The 16,694-nt window shown below is 39.9% G+C and carries 13 protein-coding genes and 1 other RNA gene; 4 read left to right on the top strand and 10 right to left on the bottom strand.

Going from position 1 to position 16,694, the window contains the following annotated elements; translation table 11 throughout:
• The first annotated feature begins 273 nt into the window (after positions 1 to 273).
• Positions 274 to 2,466 (top strand): tetratricopeptide repeat protein, encoded by a 2,193-nt coding sequence (locus tag ACE1B6_RS18905; RefSeq protein WP_413258808.1) that lies wholly within the window; start codon positions 274 to 276, stop codon positions 2,464 to 2,466.
• 90 nt (positions 2,467 to 2,556) lie between these two features.
• Here ACE1B6_RS18905 and ACE1B6_RS18900 read toward each other — a convergent pair whose 3' ends face one another.
• On the bottom strand, positions 2,557 to 4,248 hold the full coding sequence (locus ACE1B6_RS18900; protein WP_413258807.1) for an NAD(P)H-quinone oxidoreductase subunit 4: 1,692 nt from the start codon (positions 4,246 to 4,248) through the stop codon (positions 2,557 to 2,559).
• A 170-nt stretch (positions 4,249 to 4,418) separates the two neighbouring features.
• On the opposite strand from ACE1B6_RS18900, the gene ACE1B6_RS18895 reads away from it, so the two are divergent.
• Complete coding sequence (locus ACE1B6_RS18895; RefSeq protein WP_413258806.1) at positions 4,419 to 5,009, top strand: Uma2 family endonuclease; 591 nt, start codon at positions 4,419 to 4,421, stop codon at positions 5,007 to 5,009.
• A gap of 181 nt (positions 5,010 to 5,190) precedes the next feature.
• A complete protein-coding gene (gene psb32 / locus ACE1B6_RS18890) occupies positions 5,191 to 5,916 on the top strand; it encodes a photosystem II repair protein Psb32 (protein WP_413258805.1) in 726 nt (241 codons plus the stop codon).
• A 50-nt stretch (positions 5,917 to 5,966) separates the two neighbouring features.
• Here psb32 and ACE1B6_RS18885 read toward each other — a convergent pair whose 3' ends face one another.
• From ACE1B6_RS18885 to ACE1B6_RS18875, 3 genes are all read right to left on the bottom strand, one after another.
• Positions 5,967 to 6,350: a DUF4346 domain-containing protein gene (locus ACE1B6_RS18885; RefSeq protein ID WP_413258829.1), complete on the bottom strand. Its 384-nt coding sequence runs from the start codon at positions 6,348 to 6,350 to the stop codon at positions 5,967 to 5,969.
• Between the two features lie 187 nt (positions 6,351 to 6,537).
• Positions 6,538 to 7,746: a GNAT family N-acetyltransferase gene (locus ACE1B6_RS18880; RefSeq protein ID WP_413258804.1), complete on the bottom strand. Its 1,209-nt coding sequence runs from the start codon at positions 7,744 to 7,746 to the stop codon at positions 6,538 to 6,540.
• A 53-nt stretch (positions 7,747 to 7,799) separates the two neighbouring features.
• Complete coding sequence (locus tag ACE1B6_RS18875) at positions 7,800 to 8,483, bottom strand: RibD family protein (protein ID WP_459563060.1); 684 nt, start codon at positions 8,481 to 8,483, stop codon at positions 7,800 to 7,802.
• Positions 8,484 to 8,736: 253 nt separating this feature from the next.
• On the opposite strand from ACE1B6_RS18875, the gene ACE1B6_RS18870 reads away from it, so the two are divergent.
• Positions 8,737 to 10,731, top strand: coding sequence for a sensor histidine kinase (locus tag ACE1B6_RS18870; protein ID WP_413258802.1), 1,995 nt, complete (start codon positions 8,737 to 8,739; stop codon positions 10,729 to 10,731).
• A 7-nt stretch (positions 10,732 to 10,738) separates the two neighbouring features.
• On the opposite strand, the gene ACE1B6_RS18865 is transcribed toward ACE1B6_RS18870, so the two are convergent.
• The 6 genes from ACE1B6_RS18865 to ACE1B6_RS18840 form a co-directional block, all read right to left on the bottom strand.
• Positions 10,739 to 11,773, bottom strand: coding sequence for a Gfo/Idh/MocA family protein (locus ACE1B6_RS18865; RefSeq protein WP_413258801.1), 1,035 nt, complete (start codon positions 11,771 to 11,773; stop codon positions 10,739 to 10,741).
• Complete coding sequence (rnc, locus tag ACE1B6_RS18860) at positions 11,763 to 12,482, bottom strand: ribonuclease III (RefSeq protein ID WP_413258800.1); 720 nt, start codon at positions 12,480 to 12,482, stop codon at positions 11,763 to 11,765. The genes ACE1B6_RS18865 and rnc overlap by 11 nt, the downstream gene beginning before the upstream one ends.
• Positions 12,483 to 12,517: 35 nt before the next feature.
• Positions 12,518 to 12,955, bottom strand: an RNA gene (rnpB, locus tag ACE1B6_RS18855) — RNase P RNA component class A.
• Between the two features lie 119 nt (positions 12,956 to 13,074).
• Entirely contained in the window at positions 13,075 to 14,289 is a 1,215-nt protein-coding gene (gene corA, locus ACE1B6_RS18850; protein WP_413258799.1) for a magnesium/cobalt transporter CorA, read from the bottom strand.
• Between the two features lie 184 nt (positions 14,290 to 14,473).
• A complete protein-coding gene (gene groL, locus ACE1B6_RS18845; RefSeq protein WP_413258798.1) occupies positions 14,474 to 16,144 on the bottom strand; it encodes a chaperonin GroEL in 1,671 nt (556 codons plus the stop codon).
• 200 nt (positions 16,145 to 16,344) lie between these two features.
• Positions 16,345 to 16,485, bottom strand: coding sequence for a hypothetical protein (locus ACE1B6_RS18840; RefSeq protein ID WP_413258797.1), 141 nt, complete (start codon positions 16,483 to 16,485; stop codon positions 16,345 to 16,347).
• Positions 16,486 to 16,694: the final 209 nt, after the last annotated feature.

Here is a 16,694-nt window from a genome sequence, read left to right as displayed (position 1 = left end):
CAAATCTAAGTGCGATCGCTAAATTCCCGTGCGTACCACTTATAGCGTTTTTAGAAACAATTTAGAAACAAGTTAAGGAAAGAAAAAGAGAAAAGCTATTTCATAATCAATTTCGGATTGTCATAGAAATTTATCGATGGAATTCCACGCCTAAGCAGATGAAATTCTTTGCTTGAGGTGGAATTTGAGATTTTTGAGTTGGGGCGATCGCTAAATAATTATAGTCCTTGATTGAGTAGTTATTGATTGAATAAATTTCGTAGGAGTCGCTGTATGGATATTATTATTATTATTGCGCTTATTATTGTGCTTATTATTGTGCTATACGCAACATTTAATGAGGATAAAACCTTAATAGATTCGCTACAAAACATAATTATAATTACACTTGCATTGGTAATTGCCAAAATTAATGTATTTAAAATAATTTACGAATGTATCTACGATCTGTTTAAAAAAAATTATCCTTGTCCAGTTCAAAAACTGGAATTTATAGGAACTATTGTCTTATTAGCAATCTCGTTTGTGTTGATTAAATTGGTATTTTTTGACTTAATAGCTCAAAAATTCAAAAAACTCAGACTGTTTTTACTTTTCTTATTCGGCTTTCTTCTTGTAAAAGTCTGGTCTACAAGCTGTACGGAACAAAGCAATTGCGATCCGAAAAACTTTTTGATATGCAAAATAAGTTCTGTAGTTTGTAAGTCAATGGATTTTTTGACAGCGAAAAACGTTTTACAGTTCACAAATATTCTTCAGACAATCACAATCATACTCATTGTCATTATATTATGTCTTTTTTATCGAGAATTATCTAGACCAAGCGGAATAGTTATTCGACCATTTGAGCATGAACAATTGGATAAAGAGAAAAAAATTTTAGTTGATGGAAAATTCATTGCTGAACTATTAGCGGCGGAATTACATCACATAGAACACATTTATAATTCATTAGAAGATGGACAGTTAAAAATAAAACCCGGCTCATCTCTTGCTGCTGTTTGTAGAGAAGATATTAAATTTCCTCTAGCAGTATTCAAAGGAGATAATTTAGAAACAGCTTTTTCAGCAATGGGATCAATCTCTGTCCCTAATCAGCTATCGCTACAAATTGGATCGCTGTTATTGACACTGAAGCAGTTGTGGCCACAAGGCACAGTCCAAATTATTTCTGGAAGAATCAAACGTGATAATTTAAGTTTACAAATAACAGCTAGGTATGAAAAAAGTAATCATAAGTCTGAAGTTCATGCCTATAAAGTACCATCTGAATCTACTGAATTCAAAACACCTCAAATATCTGATTTAATAGAAGAACTTGCCTACAGAATCGTTCTCGATTTATCTCCAAAAGTTTCAAAAACAAGTAGTTGGAAAGCATTTAAGTTCTATACTCAAGCATTGTACTGTATTTGCCAGTATGAAAGAACTAAATCTGCTAAAAAGCTTGATGACGCTCGCACTCTGTGCGAAGATGCAAGTCGAATAGATAAAAACTTTAGTAAATTGGGAGATTTATTAAGTCTAATAGGTTTTTACTATTTAAGCGCAGATCAGTATTTGAAAGCAAAATCTACCCTTACGGAAGCAATGAAAATAAACCCAAACAGCTATTTAGTGCGTGCTGTTTATGGACACCAACATTATTATTTAGGAGATTATAAGAGAGCACTTGAATACTATAAACAAGCGCAAAATTTAGAACCAAGCCGTTATGAATTTTACATTAGGATAGGAGTATTAAACGCCATTAGTGGGGAATATGAAGATGCTCGTGAGAGTCTTGAAAGATCTAAATACCTCGAATTTCAAAATCATGCTGCCGACAGTGCTCTTGCTTGGATTGATTTTTTAACTTATCTGGAAGAACTAGAAGAGCCAAAAGGAAAATTATATAGTGCTTACAATAATTTAAGAAGAATGGGACAAGAAAAAACTAATATAGATTATAGTAATTTAGCTGTTGTTTTATTGTATCTAAATAGAATAAAGAAAAACCCTGATGAGGAAACTAAAACTCTTAAAGAGGCTCACGAAAATTGGAAACGATCGCTTGAACTATGTCCAGATGAAACGATTTCTGACCAACTCAAACGTATATTTTATGAGTATCTGGTAAATTTAAGTGAAGTCGAACAAACTAATGAGTATACTGGGACACTTAATTCACTAATTCGTCAAATAAATAACACTTTAGAATATCGTAACAAAAATACTTTACCTCAAGCACTTATAAGTGACTTAATCAAGGATGCAAAGATTATATTGTTTAATTGCATTGCAAACAAGATAAATGGTAATAAGAAGGGAGATTTAATTAAGAAAATTTTTTCCAATAATAAAATTGAAGAAGAAACTTATGTGTTTTGTAAGTATGAAATGATAACTAAGAGAATGTATGAATCAATGCAAGATTTGATTAAGACTTTGGAGCAATATCAAGTAAAATGCCAAAGAAATAATTAACTCAAAAAAAACGATCGCCCCTTCCCCAAAAACCAGAAAGAACGATCGCCAAACATTCAACACAATTCAACACAAGTAGAAGAAGAAAACTTATTTCACAATTCCCGCAACTGTAGCAATTTCTGTTTCAACAATTTGCGGAGAACTTAAAAACCCTTGGGCATAAATTTGTCGATTACCTTGGGCAATTTGAGTGTAAGATTGACGCACTTCCGCGTTTACTGCCACCGTTTTTACATCGTACAACTTAGTAGCTAATTTCGGATAAAAACCAATCCCAATTATTAGCACCAAAAAGCTAGCGGCGATGAAGATTTCGCGGGGACTTGCATCTCTAAAATGAGCATTTGCAGGTAAGACGCAGCTAGTACCAAAACACACAGCCTCTTGATCTCCTGAAGCTTTTACAGTTTCATTACCCAAATTACAAGTAGGTGCTGCACCAGAGTTAAAGAAGATTTGACGCAGCATGGAAAGCAAGTAAATTGGAGTGAGAATCACACCCACTGCGGCGAGGAAAACTGTAACTGTGCGGAAACTAGAACTGTAGATATCGCCTGTAGTTACACCCATGAAAACCGAGAGTTCGCTAGCAAAACCACTCATTCCAGGGAGTGCTAAAGAAGCCATTGCACCTGCGGTGAACAGTGCAAAAACTTTCGGCATTGCTTGACCAATTCCGCCCATTTGATCTAATGCTAGGGTATGAGTGCGATCGTAAGTCACACCAGCCAAGAAGAACAACACCGCAGCAATTAAACCGTGAGAAATCATTTGCAGCATTGCGCCACTCACACCTAAATCAGTGTAGGAAGCAATACCCAGCAACACAAAACCCATGTGAGAAACGGAAGAATAAGCGAGGCGGCGCTTCATGTTAGTTTGACCAAAAGAAGTCAACGCGCCATAAACAATGTTGACAACACCGATGATTGCTAAAACTGGAGCAAAGTAAACATGAGCATCATTGAGCATTTCCATGTTCAAGCGAATTAACCCATATCCGCCCATTTTCAGCAATACACCAGCCAAAATCATCGACACAGGAGCCGAAGCTTCACCATGAGCGTCAGGTAGCCAGGTGTGCATCGGGAAAATCGCCAGTTTCACACCGAAAGCAATCAGTAAACCCGCATATAGTAAGAGTTCTAGTACTAATGGGTAATTCCTTGTGGCGAGTTCTGCCATATCGAAGGTGAGATTACCACCGCCATAAAGCCCCATTGCTAAGGCTGCTACGAGGATAAATATAGAAGCTAGTGCAGTATAAAGGATGAATTTGGTAGCGGCGTAACGGCGTTTTGGCCCACCCCAGATGGAGATGAGTAAGTAAACGGGAACTAATTCCACTTCCCACATGATGAACAGCAGGATCAAGTCTTGAGCGACGAAAACCCCAATCTGTGCCGAGTAGAGTAACAGCATCAGAAAATAGAATAGGCGGGGTTTGCGATCGACCTGCCAAGCTGCCAAAATCGCTAAAGTAGTCACTAAACCTGCCAAAAGCACCAGCGGTACGGATATTCCATCAACCGAAACCGCCCAGTTAATACCTAACTGCGGCACCCAAGCATACTTTTCCGCTAGTTGGAAAGTCGCACTGCTCGGATCGTAATGCTTCCAGAAGGCGTAGCACATCAACACAAAATCAGCGATACCTACGCCCAACGCATACCAACGGACGCGCTTGCCTTCTTTGTCGGGCAATACGGGGATGAGCAGGGAAGCTACCAGGGGGAGCAGGACGATCGCAGTCAGCCAGGGAAATTGAGCCTCTATCATGGCTTTGAGCAAAAATACTTATTTAACGAATGATTATATTGTATTAAACTTCGTTACATTTTAGTAACAAATTTTGATAAAACTTTTTGGGGAATAGGTATATAAACTCATCTATGGTTAGGCAGAGGCGAGTTATGTAAGCTGGTGATCGGAGTAGGGAAATTTCGGTCATGGCAGTAACGCTAGACAAAACAAAAGACCAACGGCTAGTCCACTCTGGGATGACTTGGCAACAGTTCCAGTTACTTCAGGAAAGCTTTGCTGACTCACCAGGAATCAGACTGGCTTATTACAAAGGAGAAATTGAAATCTTGACTGTTTCCCCGGAACACGAATCAATCAGCCGGATGATTGCATTTTTACTCTGCCAATACTTTCTTGCCAAAAACATTGAATTTAACCCATTAGGCAGCTTTACCCAAGAAAAGGAAGAGGAAGTTTCCGCGCAAGCTGACGAATCATTTGCCATCGGTAGCGCCACAGCGACTAAACCTGACCTGGTTGTAGAAGTAATATTTACTAGTGGTAGCGATCGCAAATTAACCCGCGACAAACTTTTAGGTGTCCCGGAAGTCTGGTTTTGGGAAGATGGTTTACTCAAGCTCTACCATTTGCAAGAATCTGGATATGAGCAGATAGAGCGATCGGAAATTTTACCAGAGTTAAATATTGACCTGCTAGCTCGTTGTGTCATGATGGCTTCTAAACTTGAAGCACTTAAAGCGTTTCAACAGACAATTGTTAATAACGCAAGTTGCTAGTTACAAATCTGCCTCTTTCTTAGCCCCCCTTGTTAAGGGGGGTTGGGGGGATCTAAACGTAGTAATCACAGCCTAAGATCTAACTAGCAACTTACGTTAATAGTTAACGCCGCTGCCCCTCTGCCCCCGACTCAAAAAGATATAAAGTATTTTTGGGGGAAGTTTTTTAAGGTTTTATCCCATGCAACAGTTCTTATATCACATTTATTCTGGGAGAAAATATCTCCAACGTCTGTTTTTGTCTTTGGCGTTAGTGTTGCTAGCAATGCAGAGTTTTGCCACACCAGCTAACGCCACAGGTGCTTATGATATGCCAAGTTTAGTAGCAGGAGAACAAACTTGGATCGTCGATCGAGCAGAAGTTCTCAGCCGGATTAGTGAAGGACAGATTAACACTACTTTAGAAAATTTGGCAAAGGAAACCGGAAATGAGGTGAGATTTGTCACCTTTCGCCGTTTAGACTATGGCGAAACCGCCCAAAGTTTCACCGATCGACTATTTGAAAAGTGGTTTCCCACACCAGAAACGCAAGCTAATCAAACTGTGTTAGCGATCGACACTTTAACCAACACTACCGGAATTCGCACCGGGGAAAAAGTCAAATCCCTGATGTCCGATGAAATAGCTGAAAGTGTTGCTTCCGAAACGGTACTGGTGCCTTTGCGCGAAGGTGACAAATACAATCAAGCTTTTGTGGATGCTAGCGATCGCATCGCCGCAGTATTATCAGGTAAACCCGATCCCGGTGCCCCTGTAGTTGCCGACAATCTACAAGTAGAAAGTACCTTTACCAAAGCTGACGAAACTGATACTGGCAGTTCAACTATTTGGGTAATTGGCTTATTAATTGCTGCCACTGTAATTCCAATGGCAACCTACTATTGGTATCAATCAATGGGTTCCTAGTCAGGCAGAAGTCAGAAGGCAGAAGCAAAGAAGGTTTTTTAATTTCTGCACTAATCCTGAATATACTCTTGACCAGTAACTAAAGCTAACTCAGCCCGGACAAACTCCCGCCCCAAATAACCAGCATGATCTAAATAACTCACAGGGCAGGGCTGAGTTTCTTCCAAAATTTTGACACAGATTTCTTTGGCAGTTCTGCCAGTATATAAAGTTGTGTGAGTTCTTTCTACCTTACCTTTTGCCGGAATCACTTCTCCGGTTTCTGGATCGACAGCTAAACCACGTTCATCAATCACATTAGTATAGTGTTTAGCGCAGATCAGTCCGGCTTCTCTATCTAAATAGATCACAAAATATCCAGCAGGGTCAAGCTTAATATCGCGTTGGGAAAGTCGATCGTCAATCAATGCAAGGTCTTCTTTCGTGAAAGTCATTTTTGGCAAACTAGATGGCATGATTTCAAAACTTTGATTAACTGGGAATTGGAAAATTATATCAAAATACAATCTTACTCATCATAGCAAATTTAGCAGTAATTTCGACTAAAACTACTGTTTTTATCCGTTTCTTCTTTGCGTTCTTCTTTGCGTCCTTCGCGTCTTCGCGGTTCCCTAAAAAACACTACTCATTTTCCAACTCCAACTGTAACTGAGGTTGCCGTTGACTAAAAGGAATATCTAAATTAATTGCCTCAATTTGTTGCTGTTCAATTTCGTTAACTTCCCTAATGTAAGACTTAAGAATTTTGCTTAAGCGGGGGTGATAGAAGCGGTGCAGACTGTGATTAGGAGTTGCCGGAAAACCTCGGCGTTTCTTATGTTGTCCACCTGCGCCGGGATCGAAAACTTGCACGCCATGAGCAATTCCCCATTCAATTGGAGTATAGTAGCAAGCATCAAAGTGTAAACAATCGATTTCTTGGAAACAACCCCAATAACGTCCGTAAAGTCGATCGCCCTTATAAATACAAAAAGACATTGCCATTGGTTGATGAGTATTTTGTTCGTTATAAGCAGCAACCAACAGAACGCGATCGCGATAATTAGAATAAAGTTGCTCAAAGAACTTTTTCGTAAGATATTTACTACCCCACCAACCAAACTTGTCACAATGATGACTATAGAAATTGTACATTTGATTTAACAAAGGTTTAGAAATCTCTTCACCTGTTAAAGTGCGAACTTGTAAACCTTCTTTTTCTACAGCTTTACGTTCTCTTTTGATATTGCGGCGTTGATTAGCATTAAACACCTTTAAATAATCATCGAAACTTTGAAAACCTTCGTTCTTCCAGATGTAGCTATGGTGTAACCAATTAAAGAAACCGTGACGTTCCATCACTGGTTTCCATTCTGGATCGACATAGAGGAAATTACAACCGGAAATTTGATTGCGATCGCAAAAATGATCGATCGCATTCACCATCATCTCCGTCAACTCATCCTCATCTTCCCCTGGCGCAATCAAAAACCGATACCCCTCTGCCGGAGTAAACGGAGTCATCCCCAAAAGTTTCGGATAATACTGAATTCCCAAACGATTCGCCAAATCTGCCCACTGATGATCGAAGACAAACTCGCCATAACTATGACCTTTAACATACAGCGGGGCAGCCGCAATCAACTGTCGATCGCGCCACACCGTTAAATAGTTAGGTAGCCATCCAGTTTGTGCCTTAGCACTACCAGAACTTTCCATATTATGCAGCCACTCCCATTCCAAAAAGGGAGTTTTCAAAGGCATTGCTAAAGCATCCCACTCAGATTGGGGGATTTCGGCAATGTGATTAATCCAAGAAACCGAGTAGCGAGGCTTAATTTGTTCTACCATCTGGCCCAATTGGGAGCAAAAGTTCAAACTTTCTTTAAATTAATCCAATTTTGCTAACGTTGCAGCCGATAATGCAAGAATACCTCTTGGTCTACTGTTTTCACAGATAAAAGTTGTAACTTAGGAGCCAAATTTGCCAAAAAACCTGCCCCTGCTACTGGTGAGGGCGCATTTTCTCCCCCTAAGATCAGCGGACAAACCGTTAGCCAAAATTCATCCACTAAATCTGCCTCTAGCAAAGAAGCTACCAGTTTACCACCACCCAAAACCGCCACCTTTTGCAAACCCAATTCTGCGAGTTTTTCCCCAGCAGCTACCCAGTTAATCCCCTCTTCTAGCATTTTAATTGCAAAGACTTTGTGAAACTCTCTTTTTCCTTGCCAAATTTGGGAACCCTTAATAGTAGTGAATAACCAACGGGGAACTGGCTGTTGAAAGAAGCGCAATTTGGGATCTATTTTTCCTGAACCCGAACACACAATATGAGTAGGTTGGCTTTTTTTACCTTGCAGTTCTCGTTGTTCAAGTAACTCAGGATCGGAAATCATTAAGGTTGTACCGTATGCTCGCAGTGTTCCAGCACCAAATAATACTCCATCGACTAAAGCAATCTGCTTTTCTAAGTGCGCTTTATCAACCCCAGAACCAAATCTGGCAGGAGATGCCTGAACATCAGCAATTTTACCATCAGCACTCATGGCTAGAACTACAATGGTATAGGGACGATTTGTTACCAAAATTTCCATCCTTTCACTTTAACAATTTGTCTGGGAATTCTTTCACCCATTTTCGGCATAAGAATAGCAGACAAATTTCCTATAATTATGGTTATCGATCGTTACGTAGTGAATTATCATTAACCTGTACCAGTAGTCTACTTTCAGGTATTCTATTATTCTTCCTTCGTGGCGATATAACTCCTAGTACTTGTCTGGTTGTGTGCTACTAAATTACTACTTTCCATTAACTATAATCTTTTAGAGACTCGCTATGGGTAAGCTAGGTCAATCTTCTTTCCGCCGCATTTTACTGTCCCGAATTCTACTACTGAGCGTCCCAGTATTATTAGTAGGAGAGTACGTAACATACAAAAAAGCTCGTTCTGGTTTGTTAGAAACGGCTCGCCAAAATTTAACAGAAAGTGCGGTGAGAAAAGGGGAGAGAATTGAAGAATCAATTGCTGCTTTGAAATCTAACTTAATGGCAGCCAGTCAAACTGCTGTTCTTAAGTCTAACTCATCCAGTGAGATCGATCGGAAATTTATTTCTCAATTGGCTACACAGTTACCAACTAAAATTCAATGTATCCAATTAACTAATTTTCAAACAGGTAAAGTTATTGCTAGTACTTGTGGCGATCGGCAAATTATTTCTTTACCTCCTAATTTATGGGCAGAAAAACAAACTGACTTGCTACCAGATCTGTCTAATGTCTACGTAACGACTCAGTTTAGCAAAGAATCCATAAATAGCAATAACTACAATATTCCTGGTAATATCAATCAATTACAACTAATTTTAAGTACACCTGTTTATAATAATGCTGGTCAACTCCAGAATGTTTTAACTGTAAAATCAGTCTTGAACCAAAAACAAGATACTCTCTCTGGTTCTCTTTACGGTAATACCGTGGTAATTGACCAAGATGGGACAATTTTAGAACATCCACAAAAAGAGCGAGAAGGAAGAAATATCTCCCAAGAAAAAGATGCTTCTCGACTACAAGCAATCCTCAGAAATGCGCTGAGTGGACAACAATATTATCTTCACTTATCTAACTTTCAAGATGAAGGAGTAGAATCAGTAGTCGGTTATTCAGCTATTCCCAGCCCATTAAGTAAACAACCAAATAGTAAATGGGTAATCCTAGCTGTTGCTAGTATGGATAGTGCTTTGTATCGCTTGGAAGAAATTAAACAAGTCTTACTAATTCTTACTTTAGGATTAGTTGCAGCTATTTTATTAGCAACATTATATTTGTCTCGTGATTTAGCACGTCCTTTAGAACAATTAGGCGAATATGCTTTAAATGTTGGCAAAGATCGCTCAGTAAATAAAGTTAGTCCAACCTTTAAAATTCGGGAATTAAATCATTTAAGTGAATCGCTGGACAGTATGGTTGAGAGATTAACAATTTGGGCAGAAGAGTTAGAAAAAGCTTGGAAAGAAGCACAAACAGCTAATACATTAAAAAGCGAATTTCTGGCGAATACTTCCCATGAATTAAGGACACCTTTAAACGCTATTATTGGTTGCGTCCGTTTAGTACGTGATGGGTGTTGTGACGATCGCGAAGAAGAACTAGACTTACTACAAAAAGCTGATGATGCTGCAATTCACCTGTTAAATATTATTAATGATATCCTCGACTTATCGAAAATTGAAGCCGGGACACTTTCAGTAGTTATGCAAGCGGTGGATCTGCGATCGATCCTCCAAGAAGTAATCGACTTACAAATAATTCATATTACTCAAAAAGGCTTGCAACTATTATTTACTACACCAGAACAACCAATTATCATTCAAGCCGATCCAGCAAAATTAAAACAAGTTTTCCTCAATGTAATCGGTAACGCAGTTAAATTTACTGAAAAAGGCAGTATTACTATTACTACTACCTTAGAAGTAATTCCCAATAAACAAAGTAACAATAACAATTATCGGGTATTAGTCAAAGTCAAAGACACCGGAATTGGTGTACCAGTTGAAGAACAAAACAAATTATTCCGTCCCTTTGTTATGGCTGATGGAACGAGAACTCGCAAGTATGGCGGAACTGGGTTAGGGTTAGCAATTTCCCGTAAAATTATGGCATTAATGGATGGGACAATTAATTTACACAGTCCCGGCATAGATTTGGGTACCACAGTAGAAATTACCATCCCAATAGTTAGTTCTGGCTTTTTCACCACTGGAACCACTGAATTATCAACTAATAACAAAACTGATAATAAAACAGAAGTTCCTTCCGTGAGTGAAAGATAAATTCAGATTAAATTAGTTTAATTGGTTGTCCTCTTTGCTGTAATGATTGAGTTAAAGCATAGAGGATTTCTACTAATTTCGTTCCCACCTCGCCAGAAGAAATTGACGAAGGCTGATTTTGTGAAACACAACTGATAAAATGCTCACAAACTTGTTTTAGCGGTTCTACTTTAGGGAGATTAACAACTTCAAAACTGAGATTTTCAGGATTGAATTTGTTGCCAACAACAGCAAAATTACCCTTTTGAATTGATAAAAGTCCTGTGGTTGATAATTCATCAAAAATTAGTGTCCCTTGACTACCAACGACACCTAAACGACGCTGTTTATCACAATTCAACCAACTAACATGGATAAATGCTTGGAAACCACTTGGATAAGTCAAAGTCAGCCAAACTAAGTCATAAAGCGGATTCTCTGGAGGGTTTTCCATTGTCTGTGTTTGTTGCAACCAAAGTTTACCACTAGCTTGCACTTGAGAGGGAATTTCTCCTAACCAATCGTTGAAAATGGCGATATCATGAATTGCTAAATCCCACATAGCATCAACATCTTGACGCACTGGGCCTAAATTTGTTCTGGTAGCATAACCATAGCGTAAATCGCCTAAAATTCCTTGTTCCATTACTTTTTTGCCCTCTGCTACTGCGGGATGAAACAAGTAAGTTTGATCGACTACAAGTTGGCGTTGTTGTTGTGTTGCTAAACGGCAAAGTTTTTCCGATTCGTCAGGGTTAAGAGTTAAAGGTTTTTCGGCTAAAACGTGATAGCCTAAATGCAAAGCATCTGTGATTAATTCATAGTGAGTAGAGGCGGGAGTGGCAATTACTACAGCATTTAATTCTGGTAGTTGTCGCACATCTGACCATTGAGTTGCTAGAACTACGCTATCATTCAATTGATGGCGCGATCGCACATCCTCCAACCGATCCAAATTCGGATCGACTACAGCCAATAACCGTACTTGGGGAAGTGCTAAAAAATTTCGCACCAAATGTACGCCCCAACGTCCAGCACCTAAAATTGCAACATTAATAGTCATTTGATTCCTTTAATTGCTCAAAAGCTTGTTTAGCAGCAGCTTGTTCGGCGGCTTTTTTAGAATGTCCTTCACCTTGTCCATAAGCTTTGTCATTGACTTTAACCACTGCTTTAAATGTTTGAACGCTTCCCTTAACTCGTTTCATTTCTCTAACTTCATAAATAGGTAAAACTTTGTAGACACTTTGGGTAAGTTCTTGCAGTGCTGCTTTATAATTATGACGAGCCGGATCGGAGAGAATTTCTTGCGCTAAATCTTTGAAATGGCGATCGATCCAAGGACGAACTAACTGTAAATTTTGTGTACTGAGATAGAGCGCACCCATTACCGCTTCTAAAGCATCTGCTAATCTAGTTTCTCTTCCCGCAACATCGCCAGCAGCACTTTTATCTAACAGCAAATACCTTTCTAATCCGTAACTATCAGCGATTTGGGCTAAAATGCGATCGCTCACCAGTTCCGCACGAATACCAGAAAAATCACCCACAGAAGATTCTGGATAATTTTCCCATAAAAATTCTGCTGCTGCTAACCGCACCACCGCATCGCCGACAAATTCTAACTGCTCATAATTAGCTTCTGCGGAAAAAGTCGGATGAGTCAGCGCCAAGTCCAATAACTGCCACTTAATAGATGCAGTTTCAGGTATTCCCAGTTTTTGTACCAAACTTTCTAATTGACTTTGGCGACGGGGATAGCTGAGATTCATTATTACTGTCTTTTGTTTCCTTGCCAATAAAAAAGAGAGAGAGTAAGTCATAAGCCGGGTTCTGTTCTCTTAACTATACAAGCTAAGAGGGCAGTTATCTATCTGGGACACCTGTTACCAGATGCCTCTAGCGGTACCTAATGACGGAACTGGTAAAAGACCAACCGTAGTTCCTTCCACCTTGCTCCCAACCGGGGTTTACCGAGCCAACGCCTCTCGACGTTGCTGGTGCGCTCTTACCGCACCTTTGCACCCTTACCAGAGTTAGGTATTGAGTATTGGGGATTAGGCATTAGGAAAATTCTTCCCTAGCACCCAGTCCCTAGCCCCCAGTCCCTATTCTGGCGGTATGTTTCTGTGGCACTATCCTCACGGTCGCCCGCACTGGGCGTTACCCAGCAAGTCTGGTCTTTCGGGAGCCCGGACTTTCCTCAAAGCAGCAAAGCTACTCTGCAACCGCCTACCCCTACTCTCTCCTACATCTAGTTTACTGGCGAATAGCCAAGAAGAGATGGGGAGATGGGGAGATGGGGGGGTGGGAAAGTTTTAAGTTAATTAACTTCCCAAAACAGTTAACGAACCCCCCTCCTGTTCATCTTCTCCGAGTAAGTTGTTGTATTTTGGGTATAGGAACTGAACTGCTAAGTTCTATTTCTGGATCGTCTTGAATTGTGGAAAAATTCTCAAACCAACCCTTTCGCCAAAAGAAATAAATTAAACCACCAGCAACGGCAATCATTATTCCCCAAACAGCAGGATAACTCCAAGTCCATTTTAACTCTGGCATATAATCAAAGTTCATTCCATAGACTCCAGCAATAAAAGTTAGAGGAATAAAGATTGTGGAAATTACAGTGAGTAATTTCATAATTTCATTCATTTTGTTGCTCATAGAGGAGAGATAAACATCCATAAGTCCCGAACTTAATTCTCGGTATGTTTCTACAATATCAATCACTTGAACTGCGTGATCGTAACAGTCCCGCAGGTAAATTCTCACTTCTGGACTAATCAGGTTGCTACCATCTCGAATTAGGGTATTAAGTGTATCTCTTTGAGGCCAAATAGCACGACGTAAGGCTAATAATTCTCGCCTGATTTTGTAGATTTCTTGTAAAGTCTGTCGGGATGGATTACCAACTACTTCATCTTCTAATTCTTCAATACGTTCACCATAAGCTTCTAAAACCGGAAAATAACCATCAATAATTGCATCTAAAAGTGCATAAGCTAAATAATCTGCTTTTCTTTGGCGAATGATACCTTTGTTGTAACGAATACGATCGCGCACGCGAGCAAAACAATCGCGATCTGGTTCTTCCTGTACTGTGAGTAAATAATCTTCTCCTAACACAAAGCTGACTTGCTCAATATAAAATCCATGAGCATTTTCTTTGAGCATTACCATCCAAGCAATGATCACTATTTGTGAGTCAAAATCATCAACCTTTGGACGTTCGGGAACATTTACAACATCTTCTAGAACTAAAGCGTGCAGATTAAAAACTTTACTTAGCTTGATCCAAGTTTCTTCATTACCTAATCCTAATACATCGACCCAAGAAACTGAATGAGTATCTAAATAAGGAGTACATTCTTCCGGCGTGTTAATTTTTAACCTAGTAGCTGAAGCTTCACAGTAATCTATCAACACAATATCTGGAGGTGGTGCATCTGAAGGCAGATCGATCGTACCTGGAAGACTACCTGGTTCATCATAGTTGTAATCAAAGTAATCTTCTTCTTCTTCCTCTTCTATATCAGGATTTATACCCAGTGTTGCGGTTGCAAAAGGTCTTTCTATCATAATTGGTTGAGATGAAATAATTACTACCTGAGCGTGATCTTACACAATTTATGCAGTAGACTTAACTTAAAAGCTAGATCCCCGACTTCTTCAAGAATTCAGGGATCTGGGGGAATCTGAGTAGCAAAAAAGCAGCTTGTCTAAACAGACAAACTGCCTTAATTCTACTTAAACTTTGGTGACATTACATCATGCCCATGCCGCCCATGCCGCCCATGCCGCCCATGCCACCCATGCCGCCCATGCCACCCATATCGGGAGCACCAGCAGCAGCTTTTTTCTCAGGTTTTTCTACAACTAAAGCTTCAGTTGTTAACACCATACCAGCAATAGAAGCAGCATTTTGTACAGAAGAACGAACAACTTTTGCCGGATCGATAATTCCCGCGGCAATCATATCTTCAAATTTGTCATCCAGTGCATTGTAACCAACATTAAATTCGGTATCGCGCACTTTTTCCACAATTACTGAACCTTCAACACCAGCATTGTCAGCAATTTGTCGCAAAGGTGCTTCTAGTGCTTTACCAATGATTTCTGCACCAATTTTTTCTTCGGCATCTAAACTGTTTTTAAATTCATTGACTTTCTTAGCCAAATGAATTAATGTGGTTCCGCCTCCGGGAACAATTCCTTCTTCTACGGCAGCTTTGGTAGCATTCAAAGCATCTTCAATCCGTAATTTGCGGTTTTTCAATTCGGTTTCGGTAGGAGCACCAACTTTAATTACTGCTACACCACCTGCTAATTTAGCAATGCGTTCTTGCAGTTTTTCTTTGTCATAGTCGGAGTCAGTTTCTGCTAGCTGCTTTTTAATTTGACCAATCCGCTTTTGCACATCTGCGGAAGTTTCGCCACCAGCAACAATGGTGGTGCTGTCTTTGTCACAAGTAATTTTGCGGGCAGTTCCTAACATTTCCAAAGAAACAGTATCTAAGCTTAATCCTACTTCCTCGGAAATCATTTGTCCGCCAGTGAGAACGGCGATATCTTGTAACATTGCTTTGCGTCGATCGCCAAATCCCGGCGCTTTAATTGCTACAGCACTCAAAACACCTCTAGCTTTGTTTACCACTAAAGTTGCTAAAGCTTCACCTTCCACATCTTCAGCGATTACCAATAATGGTTTACCTAAGCGAGCAATTTTTTCCAAAACGGGAACTAAATCCTGAATGGAATTAATTTTTTTATCGGTGATTAAGATGCGAACATCTTCATATTCCACCGTCATTCTTTCGCCGTTGGTGACGAAGTAGGGAGACATATAACCGCGATCGAGTTGCATCCCTTCTACTACTTCTAATTCTGTAGTCAAAGATTTGGATTCTTCGACGGTAATTACGCCATCTTTGGTAACTTTTTCCATCGCCGAAGCAATCATTTCGCCTACTTCGGTGTCGTTACCAGCGGAAACTGTGGCAACTTGGGCGATCGCAGTTCCTTCTACAGGTTTAGCAACAGCAGCGATTTCCTCAACTAATTTCGCCACAGTTTTGTCAATTCCCCGGCGAATCGCCACCGGATTTGCTCCAGCAGCAACGTTTTTCAAGCCTTCGCGAATCATTGCCTGTGCCAACACAGTCGCGGTTGTGGTACCATCTCCAGCGGTGTCTTTGGTTTTGGCAGCAACTTCCCGAATCAATTGAGCGCCAGTGTTTTCTAAGGGATCTTCTAATTCAATTTCCTTAGCAATGGTAATCCCGTCATTAACAATATCGGGTGCGCCAAATTTTTTCTCTAATACAACGTTACGACCTTTTGGCCCCAAGGTAATTTTTACGGCATCCGCCAGAGCGTTCACACCCCGTTCTAATGCCCGTCTCGACTCTTCATCAAAGGAAACGATTTTTGCCATATTTAATTCATTCTCACTTCCATTAGTCAATTTAGCACTCTCCGTGCCAGAGTGCTAACAATCCTATTTTGGATTTTAGATTACTGTTTAAAATGAAGCTAACCACACAGGGCGGTTAAAACCGCGACTACACAAACAAAGTCCGCCTTCGCGGACTCAAAAACCTGCGTAGGCAGGTTTTGTCTGTATAGCCCGCGACTTTAGTCGCAGGGGCAATTAATTTTCCGGTTAATCCAGTCTTCACCGCCTGGTAAATCTATTAAAATTTCTTCAATTAATTCGGGTAATCTTTTAGCAGAATGGCAATAAGTCAGAGCCAGTAGTTCTTTGGCTACTTTCATTAATTGCGGATTATCTCAATGTCGCAAGAAGACTCCCGGTACAGCGCAGCTTACCGGGAGATGAATTGTGACCAAAACCTCAGATTGAGCATAGCGAATCGATATAATTTGACCTTGACATTTTCCCAGGTTATACTGTTACTAATTCCCGGATTAACAGAGAAATGTTGATAGGTTTAAAGGTAAGATTATATCCAAACAAAGAGCAA

It is taken from the genome of Floridaenema fluviatile BLCC-F154 (genome assembly GCF_041929135.1).
In the GTDB taxonomy this organism is placed as follows: domain Bacteria; phylum Cyanobacteriota; class Cyanobacteriia; order Cyanobacteriales; family Aerosakkonemataceae; genus Floridanema; species Floridanema fluviatile.
Note: the sequence above shows the minus strand (reverse complement) of the source record. Positions and strands in the feature narration are given on the sequence as shown.

Coding starts and splice junctions, on each gene's coding strand:
- ACE1B6_RS18905 (WP_413258808.1), top strand. CDS start 274: ATGGATATTATTATTATTATTGCGCTTATTATTGTGCTTATTATTGTG.
- ACE1B6_RS18900 (WP_413258807.1), bottom strand. CDS start 4,248: ATGATAGAGGCTCAATTTCCCTGGCTGACTGCGATCGTCCTGCTCCCC.
- ACE1B6_RS18895 (WP_413258806.1), top strand. CDS start 4,419: ATGGCAGTAACGCTAGACAAAACAAAAGACCAACGGCTAGTCCACTCT.
- psb32 (WP_413258805.1), top strand. CDS start 5,191: ATGCAACAGTTCTTATATCACATTTATTCTGGGAGAAAATATCTCCAA.
- ACE1B6_RS18885 (WP_413258829.1), bottom strand. CDS start 6,350: ATGACTTTCACGAAAGAAGACCTTGCATTGATTGACGATCGACTTTCC.
- ACE1B6_RS18880 (WP_413258804.1), bottom strand. CDS start 7,746: ATGGTAGAACAAATTAAGCCTCGCTACTCGGTTTCTTGGATTAATCAC.
- ACE1B6_RS18870 (WP_413258802.1), top strand. CDS start 8,737: ATGGGTAAGCTAGGTCAATCTTCTTTCCGCCGCATTTTACTGTCCCGA.
- ACE1B6_RS18865 (WP_413258801.1), bottom strand. CDS start 11,773: ATGACTATTAATGTTGCAATTTTAGGTGCTGGACGTTGGGGCGTACAT.
- rnc (WP_413258800.1), bottom strand. CDS start 12,482: ATGAATCTCAGCTATCCCCGTCGCCAAAGTCAATTAGAAAGTTTGGTA.
- corA (WP_413258799.1), bottom strand. CDS start 14,289: ATGATAGAAAGACCTTTTGCAACCGCAACACTGGGTATAAATCCTGAT.
- groL (WP_413258798.1), bottom strand. CDS start 16,144: ATGGCAAAAATCGTTTCCTTTGATGAAGAGTCGAGACGGGCATTAGAA.
- ACE1B6_RS18840 (WP_413258797.1), bottom strand. CDS start 16,485: ATGAAAGTAGCCAAAGAACTACTGGCTCTGACTTATTGCCATTCTGCT.